Source organism: Burkholderia sp. NRF60-BP8, from assembly GCF_001522585.2.
Taxonomy (GTDB): Bacteria; Pseudomonadota; Gammaproteobacteria; order Burkholderiales; family Burkholderiaceae; genus Burkholderia.
Map to the genome: position 1 here is coordinate 1,708,686 of NZ_CP013372.1, position 17,641 is coordinate 1,726,326.

Below are 17,641 nucleotides of genomic sequence, written 5' to 3' on the forward strand. Positions count from 1 at the left end.
AAAGTCCTTGAAGGAAGAGGTCCATCGCAGGGCCCGCCACCGGGCCCTGCGCAATCAATTCGCCATGAGCGATGCAATCTGCGCAGCGTCGAGCGCACCGCGATAGATGCGGAAATCGTCGATCAGGCCGTTGAACGTGGCGTCGGCACTGTATTGCGATTTGCCCAGCCAGTTCTGCGTGGTACCGCCGAGGCGGAACGGCGCCTGGAACATCGCCGTGTTGGTGCTGACGGGCGTGCCGTCCACGTAGATCGTGCCGGTCGACCCCGACAGCGTGACGGCCACATGCACCCATCGCTTGCTCGGCAACTCGGCGGGGGCGTCGATGATCTGTTCCGGAGGGCCGTCGCCGGGGCCGTTGGCCGTCATCGCGAAGCGCATGCCGGCCCAGCCGTTGCGCGACTGCCCGCGTGGCGTGAACATCATGTAGCGGTGGAAGCCCGTGCCGAAGTCGAACAGGCGTGCCCACGTCTGCGAGCCGTTCCAGAACACCCAGCTGGCGATGGTGAAGTCCGACACATCGGTCAGCACATCGTCGGGCAACGCCACATACGCGCCCGAGCCATTGAGCGAGACCGCGTTGCCGTTGCGCCCCGCTGCCCACGTTGCGCCGTTGAGCGTGCCGTTGCGCCCGTTGCCCGAACGATCGGCGGCCGTGGCGCCGCTGCCTTCATCGAAGGTGAGGTGCGCAAGCAGTTGCTGCGCCGTGATCACTTTCACTTCGTTGGAGTGCGCCGATTCGCCCGCAATCGTTTGCGCTGTCACGACATAAAAATACGTACCGGCACCGGCTGGCATGTCGGTATAGGTCAGCAGATCGGTGATCCCGCTCTGGATGGTGCTGTACGGTCCACCGGCAATGGTCGCGCGCTTGACGTTGTAGCTCGTGGCATCGCTGCTGCCCCACCACGACAGCACCACCTTGCCCGCGCTGGCGTAGCCGGTCAGGCCGGTCGGCGTGGCGGCAGCGGGGCCGGGGTCGAGCGTGCAGGTGAGCGTGCCGTAGCCGAGCTGGTCGAAGCCGCCGCTGTTGGGGCCGTAGTTGCCGCCGCCGCCTTCCGGCGCCACGAGTTCGGCTGCGCGCTTGGTGTAAGGCGCCGCCAGGCCTTTGCGGTTGATGTAATGGTTGGCCACCAGCGCCCAGCAGGGCCGCCCCAGCGCGCCGCCTTGCCCGCCGGCGGCGAACTGCGTCTGGATGACGCCGGCGCTGTTCTGGTACGTGACGAAAGGCACCGTGTAGAACGCGCCGTCTGCCTGCTTCAGGTTGGCCTTGGCCACGTATTCGGCGCCCGCCAGAAAGCGGTTGTTGTCGTAGCCGTACAGGTCGATGCCCTGATTCCACGCCATTTCGCAAATGGCACCCGTCAATGCAATGCCCAGCACACTGTGCCCCTGGTCCCGGCCGGCTTCCTGCCATTGCCCGAGGTTGCCGGGGTGCATGTAGTACACGGCTTGCCGGATACAGCCGTTACTGCCGCCGGTCTTGAAATGGGTGACGGCCTCGTCGACGAGCCCGGCATCGTCGCACAGCACGCCGATGGCCAGGACGCACGCGACGTTGGCCAGTCCCCAGTTGGCCCAGTAGTGCGTGTCCATCGCGGTATCGATACGGGTCAGGAAAGCATGGCTGACCGGGTAGAAGACATTGCGCATCATCGCCTGAAACGCGGCGAGGCCGGCCGGGCTCCAGCCGCTGTAGCTGCGCATGATTTCGGCTACGTTGGCGAACTCGTAGCCATAGATGCCGGCGGCGAGTGCCACGTCGCTGCCGCCGAGCGTCGTCAGCGTCGAGGCCCATCGGTCCAGATACTCCACTGCCTTGTCGGCGTAGCGCTTGTCGTCCGACACCTTCCAGCGCAGCGCGTCGCCGTAAGCGGCGGCGATGTCGTTGTAGAGGGCGCCGTAGTTCTGACCATGCGTCGGATCGTTGCCGCGATAGATGCCGACCTGCGGGTTAGGGTTGTTCGTCAGGCGCGTGTGACCGTTGGCAACGAGCACGTTCCAGCTGTCGATCCACGGGGAAGCTTGCGCGCCGACTTTCGCGCGCATGCGTTCGAAATCCGCGTCGGTATGCAGCAAGCCAGGATGCACGAAGGTGCGGGTTTGGGCAGTGCCTGCCGCCGTCGCACCCGCGCCGATACCGTCCGAAGCCGGGGCCACTGCGGACGCTTGGCCGCCGTTGTTTGCCGATGCACGCTCACCGCCTGTCACCGTGTTCCCGCCGTCACCGCCGCATCCGGCCAGAAGCGTTGCACCGAGCCCCATCACGAAATGGCGTCGGGCAATATTGTCGATGTCGCCGAGTGCGACGATTTCCTCGGACAGCATCGTCGATGCTCCTTTGTCTCGCATGTCTGGATCCCCTGTTTTTAGCTTTCGTCAACGCGATAAAATGTACTATCCGTTCCGTATTCATCAGGAACGGGGTGCATTCTATCCAGTGAGATAGGGATCCAATCAAGCGGAAAATAACAAATTCACCGATGACACGCACTTGTCACATCGGTGATGCAGGGAGCGAGGAATGCGCGAAGCGGTCGGGTACAGCCGCAGAACCGAGCAAAGGTCGTCATCGTTTGCGAAGTACGAATGTCGCTTCATCGGCCGACACCGACGCGAAACCTGAAAACTTCCACGGAATCCAGTCCATTTCCATTCGTGCTACGAAATAAAATCGTCACTGGCCATGATGTCGCGAAAGGCGGCGTCAATTCCCCCTGCAACGCCGGCACCGCCTCCCTACCGCCCCAACACCCGCTCCACCAACCTCACGAAATAACTCGCCCCCACCGGCAGCAACGCATCGTTGAAGTCGTAACTGGCGTTGTGCAGCAGGCAAGGCCCGCCGCCATGCCCATGCAAACGATGATCTCCCGCGCCATTCCCGAGAAACGCATAACAACCCGGCTTCTCGCGCAGCATGAACGAGAAATCCTCCGCCGCCATGGTCGGATCGACGGCTGCGTTCACATGCGCGTCGCCCACCAGCTCACGCATCACCGCCACCGCCACCGCAGTCTGCTCGGCGTCGTTCACGGTGGCCGGATACTGGCGCTGGAAATCCACCTCGCTCTCGCAATCGAAGGCTGCGGCCGTCGCGGCCACCACGGCGCGCATGCGCGTCTCGATCAGGTCGAGCGTCGCATCGGAGAAAGTCCGCACCGTGCCGCCGAGCCACGCATCGGTCGGCACCACGTTCATCGCCTCGCCCGCATGCACCTGCGTGACCGACAGCACCGCGCCGTCGATCGGATTTCGGTTGCGCGTGACGATCCCCTGCAGCGCATTCAGCACCTGGCCCGCCGCGAACACCGGATCGCGGCCCAGGTGCGGCATGGCCGCGTGGCAGCCGGCACCGCGCAAGTCGATCCGGAACAGGCTGGTCGAGGCCATCAGCGGCCCCGGCCGCACCGCGAAATCGCCGGCCGCGATGCCGGGCCAGTTGTGCAACCCGAACACGGCATCCACCGGGAAACGCTCGAACAGGCCGTCGTCGATCATCGCGCGCGCGCCGCCGCCCGCTTCCTCGGCCGGCTGGAAGAACAACTGCACGGTGCCGTTGAACTCGCCATGCCGCGCCAGATGGCGCGCGGCCCCCAGCAGCATGGCGGTGTGGCCGTCGTGGCCGCACGCATGCATCGCGCCGGGCACCGTCGAACGATGCGCGAAGGTGTTGGCCTCCTGCACGGGCAGCGCATCCATGTCGGCGCGCAGGCCGATCGCGCGCGGGCCGCTGCCGCGCTTCAAGGTGCCGACCACGCCGGTGCGGCCGACGCCGCGCGTGACGGCATAACCCCATTGCTCGAGCCGCCCGGCAACGAGTTCGGCAGTGCGGAGCACGTCGAAGCCCACCTCGGGATGGGCGTGAATATCGCGGCGGATCGCCGTCAGTTCGTCTGCGTGCGCGACGATGGAATCGATCAGTTTCATGCGGAGGGAAGCGCTTTTGTCGTCGTCGCGATACGGCGGCGGGCCGGTCCATGCCGGTCGCCGCCGCGCCGCGAGGCATCAGATATGGAACAGTTGCGCCACCAGGGTCGCGCCGATGAAGGTACCGGCATTGGCCACGAAGGACACCAGCACGATGCGCCAGCCGAGCCGACGGAACGCCGGGATGTCCTTGGCGATCGACAGCCCCGCGAATACCAGCATCGGCGTGGTCACCCCGAGGAAATCGTTGTGCGAGCTGAGCGCGGCGATCTGCGAAGCCCACGGGCACCACGGCGAGGTCAGGAACATCGCCACCACCGATACCCAGCAGACCGCCGGAATCCGTCGCCCCGTCACACGCGCCAGCGCATCGCCGACGATCGTCGCGCACACCATGATCGCGATTCCCGGCAGTCCCGCGAGCGGCGTGGTGCCGTGGGCGATCCAGTCGCACACCAGCGCCATCGCGGCCGTCACGATCCAGGCCAGCAGCTTGCCGCCGTAGCCGAGCGCCGGCGCCTCGGTCCGCACGTCGCCCAGCGACGGGCTGGCCGCCTCGGGCTGCGCCGAGGCCTTGGTGGTGCGGCCGATCAGCGGCTCCAGCACGCGATAGCCCCAGACCGCGAGCGGCAGCGAGATGAACAGCGTGAAGTAGGTACCGATGGTGGTGGTGATCAGGTTGCTGGCCGCGGCGAACGCGAGCACCGATTTCGCCGTCTCCGGGCCCTGCTGCGCGGCGATCGCGCCCGAGGCGGCCGCCATCATGCTGCCCGAGCCGACGCCGGAGCCCATCGCCAGCGCGAGCGGATCGAAGATGCCGAGGCTGCTCACGAAACCCGCGAACACGGCGATGAACACTGCACCGAACACGGTGCCGGTCAGGTACTCGGCCAGCACGCCGCGGCCCTCGGCCGAATCCATCCCGTACTTCTCGCCGATGATCGCCAGGCTCGGCTCGCGGCCCACCGAGAAGGTCGCGCCGATCGCCTCGCGTTTGATGCCGAGCAGCAACGCGAGCGGCAGGCCGAGCAGGATGGTGCCGACGAAGTGGCCGAATTCCTGGAAGGCCAGCGCCCAGCCCGCCGACGCCAGCTTGGGCAGCGCGCTGCCCACCATCAGCCCGAGCTTGGAGACGAACAGCAGCAGCGCCGGCTGCAGGATCGCGGCCGCGAAGAATTGGTCGGGCACGCTCAGGCGCGCACTGCCGTTCCAGCGCGCGCTGGCCAGCCCTACCGCCGCGCCGAGCAGCAGCGCCCAGATCATCGGCAGCAGCACGACCTTGCCCGGCCCGAGCTTGAACGTGAACGAGCCGATCCATTCGGCGACCAGCAGGATGCCGGCCGCGTATAGCAGAACCTTGGCGGTGGCCGCGCCGCCCAGTTCGCGGCGCTCGATACCCAGTGCGTGTTCCATGACGAGTCTCCCCTTGAAGCCCGGCTGCCGTCGAATGCGGGCCGGTGGTTACAGATAACCGAACGCGGTGGGCGGCGCTTCGGCCGTCTCGACCCACACGCTCTTGGTCTGCGTGTATTCGTACAGCGCCTCGACCCCGCTCGAGCGGCCGTAGCCGCTCATGCCGTAGCCGCCGAACGGCGATGCCACGTTGATGGTCTTGTAACCGTTGACCCAGAAGGTGCCGGCCTTCACCTGCGCGGCCACACGATGCGCGCGCGCCACGTCGGTGGTCCACGCCGCGCCGGCCAGGCCGAAGTCGGTGTCGTTGGCGATCGCGATCGCCTCATCCTCGGTGTCGAACGGGATGGCGGCCACCACCGGCCCGAAGATCTCGGTGCGCGCCACATCCATCGCGTTCGACACGCCGGCCAGCACGGTGGGCGCCACGAAGTAGCCGCCGCTGCCCTCCGCGACGCGCCCGGGCGAGCCGCTGGCGAGCGTGGCGCCCGCCGCCACGCCGCTCTCGATCATCGACATCACGTGGTCGTACTGCTTGCGATTGTTGATCGGGCCCACCTCGGTCGCCTCGTCGAGCGGCGCGCCGACACGGATCTTCTTCGCCCCAGCCGCTACCATCGCGACGAACTCGTCGTAGACGGCGCGCTGCACCAGCAGACGCGAGCCGGCCACGCAGCTCTGGCCCGCGCCGGCGAAGATCGCCGCCTGGGCAGTCAGCGCGGCGCGCTTGAGGTCGGCATCGGCGAACACGATATTGGCCGACTTGCCGCCCAGCTCCAGCACGCACGGCAGCACGCGGCGCGCGGCGGCCTCGGCGATGCGCGCGCCGGTGGCCGGCGAACCGACGAACACCACCTTGCCGACCACGCGATGCGCGATCGCGGCCTGCCCGGCGGTGTGACCGAAACCGGCCAGCACGTTGACCAGGCCGCGCGGCAGCCCGGCCCGCTCGCCGAGCCTGGCGACCGCCAGCGACGTGAAGGGCGTCAGTTCCGAGGGCTTGAGCAGCACGCCGTTGCCCATCGCCACCGCGGGCGCCACCTGCCAGCCGCAGGTAAACACCGGCGCGTTCCAGGGCGTGATCTGCAGCACCACGCCGGCCGGCTCGCGGCGCGTGTAATTGAGGTGCGAGGTCGGCACCGGGATCACGCTGCCGTAGAACTTGTCGGTCCAGCCCGCGTAGTACTCGAACATCTCGGCGACCTTGCCCACCTCGCCCCGGCAGTCGCGGATCGGCTTGCCCGAGCCCAGCGCCTCCAGCCGCGCGATCGCCTCGGCCTCGGCGCGGATCGCGCGCGCCACCTCCTGCATCACGCGGCCGCGCGCGGCATGCGTGAGCGCCCACCATTCGCGCTGCGCGCGGCGCGCGCTTTCGGCCGCGTGGTCGATCGCGGCTGCGCCGGCGTCGCGATAGGCGAGCGTGGCCTCGCCCGTCGCCGCATCGTAAAGCTGGATCGTGTCGCCCCGGCCGGCGACGAGCTCGCCGTCGACATACGAGCCGATCGTGGCGGCACCGGGGAAGAAATGCGCGAAGGCGGCAAGCAACTGGTCTGCGTGCTGGGTCATGTCAGGTGTCCGTGTATGTGAGTCGAGCGGGATCGCGGCGCGGGCTGCCGGGCCTCACGCCGGGTCGAGGAAGTCGACGATGCGGTTGAAGTCCTCGCCGTCGGCGACGGATCCCTCGCTGGCGGCCCACACGCGCGCCGCCTCGCGCGCCACCGGCGCGACGCTGTCGAACTGGTCGAGCAGGCCCAGCGCGAGCCGCACGTCCTTGCGCATCAACTTCATCGTGAAACCGGAATCGAACTTGCCGTTGAAGATCCAGGTCGGGTAGTTCGTCAGCGTCGCGCTGTTGCGGCCGGAGCCGCCGTTGAGCGCCTCGACCAGCTTTTCCGGATCGACGCCGGCCGCGCGCGCGGTGCGCACCGCCTCGCTGGCGGCCAGCAGGTGCACGCCGGTCAGCAGGTTGTTGAGCAGCTTGGTGACGTGACCGGCGCCCACCGGGCCCACATGAACGCGCTTGGCGCTGATCGTCGCGAGAATCGGCTCGATGGCGGCGATATCGCTGTCCGAGCCGCCGAGCACCATGGTCATGGTGGCGGTAGCCGCGCCTTTCGGGCCGCCGCTCACCGGGCCGTCGACGAACCCAATGCCGCGCTCGGCCAGGGCCGCCGCCACGCGCCGCGTGCTGTCCGGATCGGCCGTGGTGGTGTCGATCACGATGGTGCCCGGTTTCGCGTGCTCGAGCACGCCGCCCGCGCCCAGCACCACCGCCTCGACCACCGCCGAGGTCGGCAGCGACAGCAGCAGCACGTCGGCGTCGCGCGCGATCTCGGCCACCGAATCGCGCGCCGACAGCACCGCCTGTTCGGCCAGCGCGAGCGCCACGCCGGGCGCCGCGTCATAGCCGAGCACCGTGTAGTCGCCGCGCCGCAGCGAACCCGCCATGCCGCGCCCCATGTTGCCCAGACCGATCACGCCCACCGTTTTCATCCGACGACTCCCGATAGCTGTTGGTTCGAGGCCGGCGCGCCAGCTTGCGCCTACCCTGCATGGCTACGATGTTCGGTCCGGCGATCCGTATAATCAATCAACGCCAATATTGAGATTGTTCTCTTTTTTAGAACGCCAGGATCCATGAGCGATACCCTCACCGACAGTCGGATCGTCTATTTCTACGAGGCCGTGCGTTGCGGCACGATCCGCGCCGCGGCCGACTGGCTCGACGTGGCGCCCTCGGCCGTGAGCCGCCAGATCGGGCTGCTGGAGAAGGAGCTCGACGCCACGCTGATGGAGCGCCACGCGCGCGGCGTGACGCCCACCGAGGCGGGACGCTGCGTGATCGAGTATTTCCGCGAGCAGCTCGCGCACCGCGACGACCTGATCTCGCGTCTGCAGGAGCTGCGCGGGCTCAAGACCGGCCAGGTCAGCCTGGTGCTCGGCGAGGGCTTTGTCTCGGATCTACTGGCCGGGCCAATGCAGCAGTTCTGCCGGCAGTTCCCCGGGATCCGCGTCAACCTCGACGTGGGCAGCACCAACGACGTGATCCGCAAGATCTCGAACGACGAGGGCGAGATCGGCCTGGTGTACAACCCGCCCGCCGAGCCCAAGCTGGTGTCGCGCGCCTCGAAGCGGCAGCCGATGATGGCGATCGTCGGCCCCGATTTCCCGCGCCGCAGCCACAAGGTGCTGACGGTGCAGCAGCTCGCCACCTACCCGCTGGCGGCCACTCACCCGTCGTACGGCACACGACAGATGATGGAGGCCGTGGAATACGCCGAGCGCGTGCGGCTCGCGCCGATCATCACCACCAATTCGTTCGCGATCCTGAAGGAGTTCGTGAAATCGGGGCTCGGCATCTCGGTGATGCCAGCCTTCGCGGTGACCGCCGAACTGCAGGCCAAGGAGCTGTTCGCGATCGAGATCGCGCATCCGATCCTCGAGAACGCCGAGGCGCACATGGTCACGCGCGTGGGCCGCAAGCTTTCGGTTGCCGCCAACAAGATGCTGCAGATGATGACGGGGCAGATGCGGGCGTTCCGGTAGGGGGTTCTGGCCCGACTGGTGATTCTGCCCGCGACGCGAGGCTTCGGTCAGCGGCCTGCAACGGTCATCGAAGAAAAGGGAACGCTGCACGCCCGTGCCCTCATGGGCACATAACCAGAGCCAAACGCCCTCACGCATCCGGATCCGGAATCCGCGCCGACTGAATCACCACCAGCGTATCGCCCGCCTCGATCCTGCACGGCGGATCCTCGTAAAACGAATGGATCTTCCCGCCGCGATCGAGCCCGACCACGATCGCGCCCGGCACGACATTCGTCATGCAGCCGATCTCATGCGGCAACGCCTCGCGCTCCAGCAGCGTCGCGCGACCGCGCGTCGACAGCATGTCGTTCACGAACGGCACGATGTAGCGGCTATGGACCGCATCCGCCAGCAACAGCGCGCCGATCTTCGTCGACGACACGATCACGTCCGCGCCGGCCTGCCGCAGTTGCCGCTGGTACAGGTTCTCCTGGATCCGCACGACGATCTTCGTATCGGGCGCGATGCTGCGCACCGACAGCGTCAGCAGGATCGCGGTCGGATCGTCGGTCACCGAAATGATCACGGCCTTCGCCGCGCGCACCTGCGCCTGCTGCAGCAGATCCTCGTGCGCCGGATCGCCGAGCAATCCCGTCACGCCGAGCGACGTCGCCGCCTCCAGGGCCTGCTGTTGCGAATCGATCACGATGATCGTGGCCGGATCGACGCCGCTCTCCAGCAACTCGCGCACCGCGATCGACCCCGACAGACCATAACCGCACACGACGATGTGATCGGACAGTTGCTTCTGCAGGCGTTTCATGCGGAATTCCTCGACGACGCGCTGGATCACGAACTGATACGCCGTGCCCAGGAAAATGAACCAGATGCCGATGCGGATCGGCACGATGAAGAACGCATCGAGCAGGCGCGCCCGCGCCGTGACGGGCACGATATCGCCGTAGCCGACCGTCGCGACCGTGACCATCGTGAAGTACACGAGATCGGCCACGGTCATCGGCGTGCTCTTGGTCGAATCGCGCAGGCCGTCGCGATCGAGATACAGCACGAGAAACGCAAGCGTGCACAACAGCACGACCGCGCCGAGGCGGAACAGCAGCGTGCGGCGCGGCGACGTCGCGGGGCGCGTGAACAGCGTGCGTGCGCGCGGCGCCTGCCACGGATTGCGGGCGCGACGCAAACGCAGGCGCAACGAGCGGCGCTGATCGGATGGCGTTGCCAACGGGAAATCTCCTGAAGGATGCGGGCTCGATTCTACGACGGGAACGCGTGCGCGCGGCCGCTCACAGCATGCTGCGCGGCCGCACCATCGTCCCGTCGACGAAACGCCGCGCGCGAAACGCCGACAGGTCGAGCGACGGCGCGCCCGTGTCGATCCATTCGGCGAGCAGCCGGCCGACGATCGGCCCCATCGCGAAACCGTGCCCGCAGAACCCGGTCGCAATCGCGAGCCCCGCGGGCGTGCCGGGCGCATCGATCACCGGAATGCCGTCGGGCAGCACGTCGATCAGGCCGGCCCATGCCTCGACGACCTGCGCATCCTTCAGCGCGGGAAAGATCGCCTTGAGCTTCGCGAGCGCGCGCGGCGCATGGGCGCGATTCGGCTGGGGCTGCGGATCGCGCGGCTCGATCGGCCCGGTCGAGCCGTCGATGCGTGCGAGCACGTCGCGCCATGCGGACGCACCCAGATGCAGCCGGAATTTGTCGCGTTGCGACCAGAATTCCGGCCAGAAGAGACTCAAGCCGCGCAGATGGCCGAGCGTCAGGTCGACGTCGACCTGCATGTCGTCGGCGAGATTGATCGCGCCGTTCTTGCGCTGCCGGATGCCGAGACCATGGCCCCACACCGTCGCCGCGGACACCGGCGCGACCACGTTGGTGCGCATGCAGGTGCCGCGCACGGCCTGCTGCGGCAGCCGGATGCCGACGCCGTCGAGCAGCCGGAAACTGGTCGCGCCGGCCGCGCAGATCACGCGACGCGTGCGGATCGTGCCGCGCTCGGTCGCGACGCCGACGACCGCGCCGCCGGCCGTCTCGATCGCGGTCACGCCGCAGCCTTCGAAGAAACGCGCGCCGGCCTCGGTCGCGCGCGCCGCGAATGCGGCGGCCACGCGACGCGGCTCGGCCTGCCCGTCGGTTGCCGTATACAGGCCGCCGAGGGTACGCGCGTGCGTCGACAGCCCTTGCACGCGCTCGTCGATCTGGGCGCGCGTCAGCGTGCGCGTGTCGAGCCCGTGCTCGCGCGCGACGGCGAGCCACGCCTGGAACGAGGCCCAGTCGTGTTCGTTGTCCGCCATGTAGAGGCAGCCGCCCTGCCGCCATTCGAGATCGAAGCCGAGCGCCTGCTCCAGGCCTTCCCATATCCGCATGCCGGCCATCATCAGCGGCACTTCGGCCGATTCGCGTCCCTGCTGTCGCACGAAGCCCCACGCGCGCGTCGATTGCTGGCCGGCGATGCGCGACTTGTCGAGTACGACGGCTTTCAGGCCGCGCAGGCCGAGGTAGTAAGCAGCCGCGCAGCCCATGATGCCGGCGCCGGCGACGACGACGTCGGCTTCGGTCGGAAACGCCGTATCGGCGTGGCTCAATGCGTCGTGCAGCGGATAGGTGGTGGTCATTGTTTTCTGTCGGGGGTCGATGCATGCCCGGCAAAGCTTATCGTGGCGGCGACGTCACATGAAGCGATAAATTTCGAAAACCGTCATTCGGCCATTCCTTCGGGGTCCATCATCGCATCGACGCCGGTGCGGTGGCGCGGCCTGCCGACGCCACGGCGCCGCAGCCGCATGTCGCACCGCGACGGTTGCGCTCGCTTGCGCGTCGATACCGGCAGCGGAGGAATTGTCGGCCGATGCCGGTGCTCCGACACCCGGCGCCGTTGCGGGAATTCGATCCGTAGATGCGGGCTCGCCAAGCGCAACGCGAACCGTTGCGTCGACAAGGCTCGACGCTCGACGCAATCGTTGACCGCCCAGCCGGATTCCTTATCGATGAGGATTGCGAATTTAACGGCGGACAATACCCGATCGATGCCGCAACCGTTCGCGCCGGATCGGTTCCGGCGGCTGTTGTCCGCCGGACGAGACGACGGCACGCCGTTCATGTCTATGCCCGATGTAGCGCGAACGCGCAATCGATGCGTGTCGGTTCGACGGCGTCGACGGCGACATGTCGAGCGCCCGACAACCACGCGGCCATTCATTCAGTCAGGACTTCGCGGCCTGCCCGGGGGAGCCGCCGCCACGCCGGCGTCCTCAGTGCGAATAGCGCGTTTGAGTGCCTGCGGTGCGGTCGAACGGCTGCAGCCTCGCCAGCTGCTCGATCGACATCGCGACGACTTCGAGAACGTGCCGCGCGATTTCGTCGTCGGCCATGCCCGCGATGATGTACCGCTCGATGCTCATCGTGCGGGGCGGATAGCTGCCGGCTTCGTCGTCGACGATGTCGATCCTGGCCGTACGCTGCTCAGGCGACAGCACGATCTGGACGGTTTTGCCGTGAACGACGGTCTGCATGCACAAAGTGGACATTCGCAGTCTCCGATTGCGTTGGCTTCGGACGATCGATACCTCACAACAGGAGTCGTCAATCTACAAATTTCCGCACGCATTCGCAACATTCAGACACGAATTCCTCGTCGTTCGGGCGCAGCACCGCCGGTCGACCGATGCCCGCATTGCACGGGCATGCGCTGCGCTACGCATAGCGGCTCAGCCATTCTTCGGAGAATTGTCTCGCGTACGCGACCGCTTCGGCTTCGGTGTCGAATTCGCCCAGCTTGCGGAATGCAGCCTCACGGCTGAAACCCACCTTCGTGACCTCGACCTGCGCGGCATATTTGCCCGTCTCCGTCACGCGCGGCTCGCAGTTCATTTCGTATCCGCGCATCAAGAATTTCTTCTGCATCGGTTCAACACGTTTTTGAAACGGCGGAATCGTAGCAGCAGCTGCGCTGACCTGAAAAGTGTCCGCGTCGGTCTCACTAGAGGAAACCGTCGATGGATCGCCTTCCAGGGACTTCGACGATCCGTCGTGCGATATCCTGAAAAAATGGGGCGGATACGTCGGTCCGGCGCGTCCGCGCCCTGCGTTGGTGCATCGTGCGGCGATTACCCGCCGCTTCGTGTGGAATCGCATTCGGGCCGACCGGAATACGGACCGGAAGATGTCGAACGCGCCATCACCGGCACGCGCCGCGTCAAGCCGGGCGTAACGTCATGACACACCTTTCACACAAACGCACCTTTCACCACACTGAATGACGACCATTTTGCGGTAAAGTTATCTTTTCCGTGCGTGGCCGGTCGGCTCGCCATTGGACGTCATGAAGACTGTCCGCCGAGACTGCCGCAAGGCGTCGTTCTGAACGTCACGATCCGTTCCCGTAGCATGACCACTGAAGCAATCACCACGGATTCCCTCGCGGTTGCCGAGCGCGTGCGCGAGCTGATGACCCGCAACGGCATCGGCAAGCGCCAGCAGACCACCGAGCTGTGCCGCATCCTCGATCTGAGTTTCTCGCAAGGCCACCGCAAGCTGCGCGGCAGCAGCCCCTGGACGCTCGCGCAGATCAAGAAAGTCGCCGAAGCGTACGGCGAACCGGCCGCGCAGTTGTTCGGCGCGCAAACGCTCGACCCCGGCATGGTCGGCGCCTATTCCCAGGAAGCCGTCCTGTATGCGGGCGTCGCCGAGATTCCGTGCACCGCCTGGATCGGCGCGCCGCTCGAAGCCGGTGCGCGCCCCGAGTTCGTCGCGTACGAACAGAACGGCCGCTGGCGCGTGCTGCGCCATACCGGCGTGCTGTACCAGAACGCGTACGACGTGCACAAGATCGAGATCTACCCGCGCCGTGCGGAGAGCGACAAGCTCGTCGTCGCGGTGATCGATCCCGATCGCGTCAGCGCGACCGAGCTGTGCCGCTATCTCGAACGGCAGGGTTTCGCGACGGCCGCGTTCGACGGGCTCGCCGCATTCGTCGACGCGCTGCAGGGCCAGGCCTTCGACGCGGTCCTGACCGAATGGCTGTTCGACGACGGGACGGCCGCGACCGCAATCAAGGCCGTGCGCACGTCCGACAATCCGGGCGCGCCGATTTTCGTGCTGACGGGCGACCTGCTCACCGGCCGCGCGAGCGAAGCCGACATCAGCGAAGTGATCCGCGCGTTCGACGTGGTGTGCTACGAAAAACCCGCACGCATGGCGATCCTCAGCGCCGATCTCGCGAAGCGTCTCGCGCGCGGCTGACGTCCGCCGGGCCGGCCGCCCGTCGAATGGCCAACGCATGCGCCGCGGGCATGAACCGGTTCCTCAGTACAATAGCCGCACCCGTTCACGCGCACGCCGGCATCCGCCGCCCGACTCCATGGCCCGCCTCATCCCCGACGACTGGAAAAGCCTCGCCGCGACCGGCGCGGCCGAACGCGAGCGCGAAACGCTCGCCGCGCTCGAGCACGCGCTGCCCGACAGCTACACCGTGTATCACGGCGTCCACTGGACGCGCGCCGACCAGGCGTTCTCGGTGTTCGGCGAAGCCGCGTTCGTCGTCGTGAGCCCGGCCGGCCGCGTGCTGCTGATCGAACAGAAGGCCGGTTTCCTGCGCGAAACCCCGAAAGGGCTCGTGAAGGTCTACCTGCAAAAGGAACGCAATGTCCCGATCCAGCTCGCGCGCACGCAGGAGACGCTGCACCGGCGCCTGACGGCCGCGCTCGGCGCGGGCGTCTACGGCGTCGAGGCGCTGCTGTACTGCCCCGACTATTCGATCCGCGACGCATCGATCGCCGGCGTCGCGCCCGAGCGCATCGTCGACGCGTCGCGCAAGACGCAGCTCGCGCAAGTGATCCTGCAAGTCCTGCCCGAGGACGACGCGCCGTTTCCGAACGCGCCGAAGCTCCACCATTTCCTCGCGGACGAGCTCGCGCTCACGCCCGACACGAGCGCGCTCGTCGGACAGGCCGGCACGCTCGTCACCCGGCTGTCGGGCGGGCTCGCCGCATGGGCGCGCCAGCTCGCGTTCACGCCGTTCCGGCTGCGCGTCACCGGCACCGCGGGTTCGGGCAAGACACAGCTCGCGGTGCAGGTGATGCGCGATGCGGTCGCGGCCGGCCAGCGCGTGCTCTACGTATGCTTCAACCGGCCGCTCGCCGACTACATCGCGCGCATCGCGCCGCCCGGCGCGAAGATCGCGAATTACCACCAGCTGTGCGACTGGGTCGCGCGCGACGGCGGCTATACGCCCGACTTCCAGGCGCCCGGCGAATTCGAACGGCTCGAGGCGCGCTTCGCGCAAACGCCGATTCCCGAACGCTGGCGCTTCGACGTGCTGGTCGTCGACGAAGGGCAGGATTTCCACGCGCCGTGGGCGGCCGCGCTGGAGCGCCTGCTCGCGCCGGACGGCGCATGGTGGTGGCTGGAAGATCCGCTGCAGAACCTGTACATGCGCGAACCCGTCGCGCTGCCCGGCTGGGTCACGCTGAAGGCGCTCACCAATTACCGCAGCCCGCGCGACCTGCTCGAATTCGTGCGCGACATCGTCGGCCGGGCCGAGCCGCTCGCGGCCGAATTGCGCTCGGGCAGCCCGTTCGACGGCTCCGATCCGTCGGTGTCGGCATACGGGGAAGACGGCGCGTCGGGCGACGCGCTGGCGCAAGCCTGCATCGACGCGACCAAGCGTGCGATCACGCACGCGCTGTCGCTCGGCTTTCGCAAGCAGGACATCGCGGTGCTGTCGTACCGGGGCCGCGAAGGCTCGGTGCTGGCATCCCTCGACCAGCTCGGCCCGCACCGGATCAAGCGCTTCACCGGCAAGTACGACCTGTTCGGCAACCCCGAGTATCGCGACGGCGACGTGCTGCTCGATTCGATCTACCGTTTCAAGGGCCAATCGGCGCCGTGCGTGATCCTGGCCGAAGTCGACTTCGACACGCTCGACGCGCGCGCCGCGCGCAAGCTGTTCGTCGGCGCGACGCGCGCGACGATGAAGCTGCTGATCGTCGCATCGTCGCGCGCGGCCGCGCAACTCGCGGCCGGTTGACGCGGCGGGCGGTGCGCCTGCCCGCCGCCGCGCCGCCGTCATTTCGCTTCAAGCCACCCGAAACGCCCCCACCGCGCGGCGCAGCCCATCCGCCTGCTCCTCGAGCGACGCGGCCGCCGCGGCCGCCTGCTCGACCAGCGCCGCGTTCTGCTGCGACACCTGATCCATCTGCGACACCGCGCGGTTCACCTGCTCGATCCCGTCGCGCTGCTCGCTCGATGCGGCCGCGATCTCCGTCATGATGCCCGTCACGCGCCCGATCGCCTGCTGGATGTCCTGCATCGTCGCGCCGGCCGTACCGACGAGCCGCGAGCCGGTCGCGACACGCTCGACCGATTCGCCGATCAGCGTGCGGATTTCCTTCGCCGCGGACGCCGAGCGTTGCGCCAGCGTGCGCACCTCGCCCGCGACCACCGCGAAGCCACGGCCCTGCTCGCCCGCGCGCGCGGCTTCGACCGCCGCATTCAGCGCGAGGATGTTGGTCTGGAACGCGATGCCTTCGATCGTGCCGATGATGTCGGCGACCTTCTGCGAACTCCGGTCGATCTCGTTCATCGTGCCGATCACCTCGCCGACGACCGTCGCGCCGCGCGTCGCGATCTCGCTCGCGCTGTCCGCGCAGGCCTGCGCCTCGAGCGCGTGGTCGGCGTTCTGCTTCACGGTCGCCGTCAATTGCTCCATGCTCGCGGCCGTCTGCTGCAGCGCCGACGCCTGTTCCTCGGTGCGCTGCGACAGGTCGGTGTTGCCGGCCGCGATCTGGTGCGTCGCCGTCGAGATCGCTTCGGAACCCTGGCTCACCTGGCGCACCGTATCCGCGAGGCTGCGCTGCATGCCGGTCACGCCCTTGACCAGTTCGGCCATCTCGTCGCGCGACGACCAGTGCACTTCCGACGTGAGGTCGCCGTCCGACAGCCGACGGAAATGCGACAGCAGGCAATTCACCGGCTGCGTGATCGCGAAATGCAGGCCGATCGCGCAACCGAGGCACGCGGCCAAACCAAACGCGATGCCCGCGATCGCGCCCGTGCGCATCCAGCCGTAATAGGTCTGCGCGGTGTCGTACACGTCCTTGCCGCGCGCGGCCTGGTACGCATCGAGCGCATCGCTCGCCTGCGTGAGCGCGACCGACAGCGGCGGCGCGACCGTCATCAGCAACCGGTCGGCTTCGTCGCGCCGCCCTTCGCGAATCGCGTCGATCATCGGCTTCAACGCCTGTCCGATCAGCGCCTGGCGCGCGGCATCGAGGCGGCTCGCGAGCGGGCCCTCGTCGTCGCCGTGCGGCATCGCCGCGTAAGTGCGCCACGCCGTGTCCGCCTTCGCGAGATAGCCCTCGGCCTTCTTCACGAGATCGGGCACCTCCGGCGCTTCCGGATGCAGCAGCGCACGGTCGAGCGTCGTCCGCACGATCGTCAGATTCAGGCTCGCCGCGGACAGCGCGGTCTTCGCCGCGAGTTGCCGCGTATAGGCCTCGTCGAGGGCGCGGTTCGAGCTCTGCATGCCCGCGAGGCCGATCAGCCCCGACACGACGAGCAGCGCGGCGACGAGGCCGAGCGTGGAGAAAATCCGCGTACGGATCGAAAAACGGGAAAACAGGGCGTTCAGGTTCATGACGGCACGTGAGCGATGAAAAGTGCCGCGGCAATCGGTCCGCGGCACGCTGTATTACGGTTTGCCTGCAAAAAACTTGAGTCCGTCCCTGCTTCGCGGCTGACCGCGATC

At 67.6% G+C, this 17,641-nt stretch carries 14 protein-coding genes; 3 read left to right on the forward strand and 11 right to left on the reverse strand.

The features are described 5' to 3' along the window. Positions 1 to 54: 54 nt before the first annotated feature. The 5 genes from WS54_RS07995 to WS54_RS08015 form a co-directional block, all read right to left on the reverse strand. Positions 55 to 2,328: a LamG-like jellyroll fold domain-containing protein gene (locus WS54_RS07995; RefSeq protein ID WP_059783113.1), complete on the reverse strand. Its 2,274-nt coding sequence runs from the start codon at positions 2,326 to 2,328 to the stop codon at positions 55 to 57. Between the two features lie 411 nt (positions 2,329 to 2,739). Further along, entirely contained in the window at positions 2,740 to 3,930 is a 1,191-nt protein-coding gene (locus WS54_RS08000) for a M20 aminoacylase family protein (protein ID WP_059783111.1), read from the reverse strand. Between the two features lie 78 nt (positions 3,931 to 4,008). Next, positions 4,009 to 5,343, reverse strand: a complete 1,335-nt coding sequence (locus WS54_RS08005; RefSeq protein WP_059783109.1) for a DUF3100 domain-containing protein — start codon at positions 5,341 to 5,343, stop codon at positions 4,009 to 4,011. 48 nt (positions 5,344 to 5,391) lie between these two features. Next, positions 5,392 to 6,909 carry an aldehyde dehydrogenase family protein gene (locus WS54_RS08010; RefSeq protein ID WP_034204626.1) on the reverse strand — a complete coding sequence of 506 codons (1,518 nt, stop codon included), beginning with the start codon at positions 6,907 to 6,909 and terminating at the stop codon, positions 5,392 to 5,394. A 54-nt stretch (positions 6,910 to 6,963) separates the two neighbouring features. Further along, positions 6,964 to 7,836: an NAD(P)-dependent oxidoreductase gene (locus tag WS54_RS08015; RefSeq protein WP_059783106.1), complete on the reverse strand. Its 873-nt coding sequence runs from the start codon at positions 7,834 to 7,836 to the stop codon at positions 6,964 to 6,966. Between the two features lie 144 nt (positions 7,837 to 7,980). On the opposite strand from WS54_RS08015, the gene WS54_RS08020 reads away from it, so the two are divergent. Next, the gene (locus tag WS54_RS08020; protein WP_034204624.1) at positions 7,981 to 8,889 is read left to right on the forward strand and encodes a LysR family transcriptional regulator; all 909 of its coding nucleotides are present in this window, start codon (positions 7,981 to 7,983) and stop codon (positions 8,887 to 8,889) included. A gap of 130 nt (positions 8,890 to 9,019) precedes the next feature. Here WS54_RS08020 and WS54_RS08025 read toward each other — a convergent pair whose 3' ends face one another. From WS54_RS08025 to WS54_RS34430, 5 genes are all read right to left on the reverse strand, one after another. Next, positions 9,020 to 10,114 (reverse strand): potassium channel family protein, encoded by a 1,095-nt coding sequence (locus WS54_RS08025; protein WP_059783103.1) that lies wholly within the window; start codon positions 10,112 to 10,114, stop codon positions 9,020 to 9,022. A 61-nt stretch (positions 10,115 to 10,175) separates the two neighbouring features. Then, positions 10,176 to 11,510: an NAD(P)/FAD-dependent oxidoreductase gene (locus WS54_RS08030; protein WP_059783101.1), complete on the reverse strand. Its 1,335-nt coding sequence runs from the start codon at positions 11,508 to 11,510 to the stop codon at positions 10,176 to 10,178. 83 nt (positions 11,511 to 11,593) lie between these two features. Then, positions 11,594 to 11,995: a hypothetical protein gene (locus WS54_RS33620; protein ID WP_159086659.1), complete on the reverse strand. Its 402-nt coding sequence runs from the start codon at positions 11,993 to 11,995 to the stop codon at positions 11,594 to 11,596. A 151-nt stretch (positions 11,996 to 12,146) separates the two neighbouring features. Then, on the reverse strand, positions 12,147 to 12,422 hold the full coding sequence (locus WS54_RS08035; RefSeq protein ID WP_059783100.1) for a hypothetical protein: 276 nt from the start codon (positions 12,420 to 12,422) through the stop codon (positions 12,147 to 12,149). Positions 12,423 to 12,588: 166 nt separating this feature from the next. Beyond that, positions 12,589 to 12,798 carry a hypothetical protein gene (locus WS54_RS34430; protein WP_011547465.1) on the reverse strand — a complete coding sequence of 70 codons (210 nt, stop codon included), beginning with the start codon at positions 12,796 to 12,798 and terminating at the stop codon, positions 12,589 to 12,591. Between the two features lie 483 nt (positions 12,799 to 13,281). Here WS54_RS34430 and WS54_RS08045 point away from each other — a divergent pair, with 483 nt between their 5' ends. Both WS54_RS08045 and WS54_RS08050 read left to right on the forward strand, forming a co-directional pair. Then, positions 13,282 to 14,136 (forward strand): helix-turn-helix domain-containing protein, encoded by an 855-nt coding sequence (locus WS54_RS08045; RefSeq protein WP_027780902.1) that lies wholly within the window; start codon positions 13,282 to 13,284, stop codon positions 14,134 to 14,136. A 118-nt stretch (positions 14,137 to 14,254) separates the two neighbouring features. Next, positions 14,255 to 15,922: an ATP-binding domain-containing protein gene (locus tag WS54_RS08050; protein ID WP_059783098.1), complete on the forward strand. Its 1,668-nt coding sequence runs from the start codon at positions 14,255 to 14,257 to the stop codon at positions 15,920 to 15,922. A 48-nt stretch (positions 15,923 to 15,970) separates the two neighbouring features. Here WS54_RS08050 and WS54_RS08055 read toward each other — a convergent pair whose 3' ends face one another. Continuing rightward, positions 15,971 to 17,530 carry a methyl-accepting chemotaxis protein gene (locus tag WS54_RS08055; protein WP_059783096.1) on the reverse strand — a complete coding sequence of 520 codons (1,560 nt, stop codon included), beginning with the start codon at positions 17,528 to 17,530 and terminating at the stop codon, positions 15,971 to 15,973. Between the last annotated feature and the right edge of the window lie 111 nt (positions 17,531 to 17,641).

Excerpts from the sequence above, each read along its gene's own strand:
- WS54_RS07995 (WP_059783113.1), bottom strand. The coding sequence starts at position 2,328 with ATGCTGTCCGAGGAAATCGTCGCACTCGGCGACATCGACAATATTGCC.
- WS54_RS08000 (WP_059783111.1), bottom strand. The coding sequence starts at position 3,930 with ATGAAACTGATCGATTCCATCGTCGCGCACGCAGACGAACTGACGGCG.
- WS54_RS08005 (WP_059783109.1), bottom strand. The coding sequence starts at position 5,343 with ATGGAACACGCACTGGGTATCGAGCGCCGCGAACTGGGCGGCGCGGCC.
- WS54_RS08010 (WP_034204626.1), bottom strand. The coding sequence starts at position 6,909 with ATGACCCAGCACGCAGACCAGTTGCTTGCCGCCTTCGCGCATTTCTTC.
- WS54_RS08015 (WP_059783106.1), bottom strand. The coding sequence starts at position 7,836 with ATGAAAACGGTGGGCGTGATCGGTCTGGGCAACATGGGGCGCGGCATG.
- WS54_RS08020 (WP_034204624.1), top strand. The coding sequence starts at position 7,981 with ATGAGCGATACCCTCACCGACAGTCGGATCGTCTATTTCTACGAGGCC.
- WS54_RS08030 (WP_059783101.1), bottom strand. The coding sequence starts at position 11,510 with ATGACCACCACCTATCCGCTGCACGACGCATTGAGCCACGCCGATACG.
- WS54_RS33620 (WP_159086659.1), bottom strand. The coding sequence starts at position 11,995 with ATGAACGGCGTGCCGTCGTCTCGTCCGGCGGACAACAGCCGCCGGAAC.
- WS54_RS08035 (WP_059783100.1), bottom strand. The coding sequence starts at position 12,422 with ATGTCCACTTTGTGCATGCAGACCGTCGTTCACGGCAAAACCGTCCAG.
- WS54_RS34430 (WP_011547465.1), bottom strand. The coding sequence starts at position 12,798 with ATGCAGAAGAAATTCTTGATGCGCGGATACGAAATGAACTGCGAGCCG.
- WS54_RS08045 (WP_027780902.1), top strand. The coding sequence starts at position 13,282 with ATGACCACTGAAGCAATCACCACGGATTCCCTCGCGGTTGCCGAGCGC.
- WS54_RS08050 (WP_059783098.1), top strand. The coding sequence starts at position 14,255 with ATGGCCCGCCTCATCCCCGACGACTGGAAAAGCCTCGCCGCGACCGGC.
- WS54_RS08055 (WP_059783096.1), bottom strand. The coding sequence starts at position 17,530 with ATGAACCTGAACGCCCTGTTTTCCCGTTTTTCGATCCGTACGCGGATT.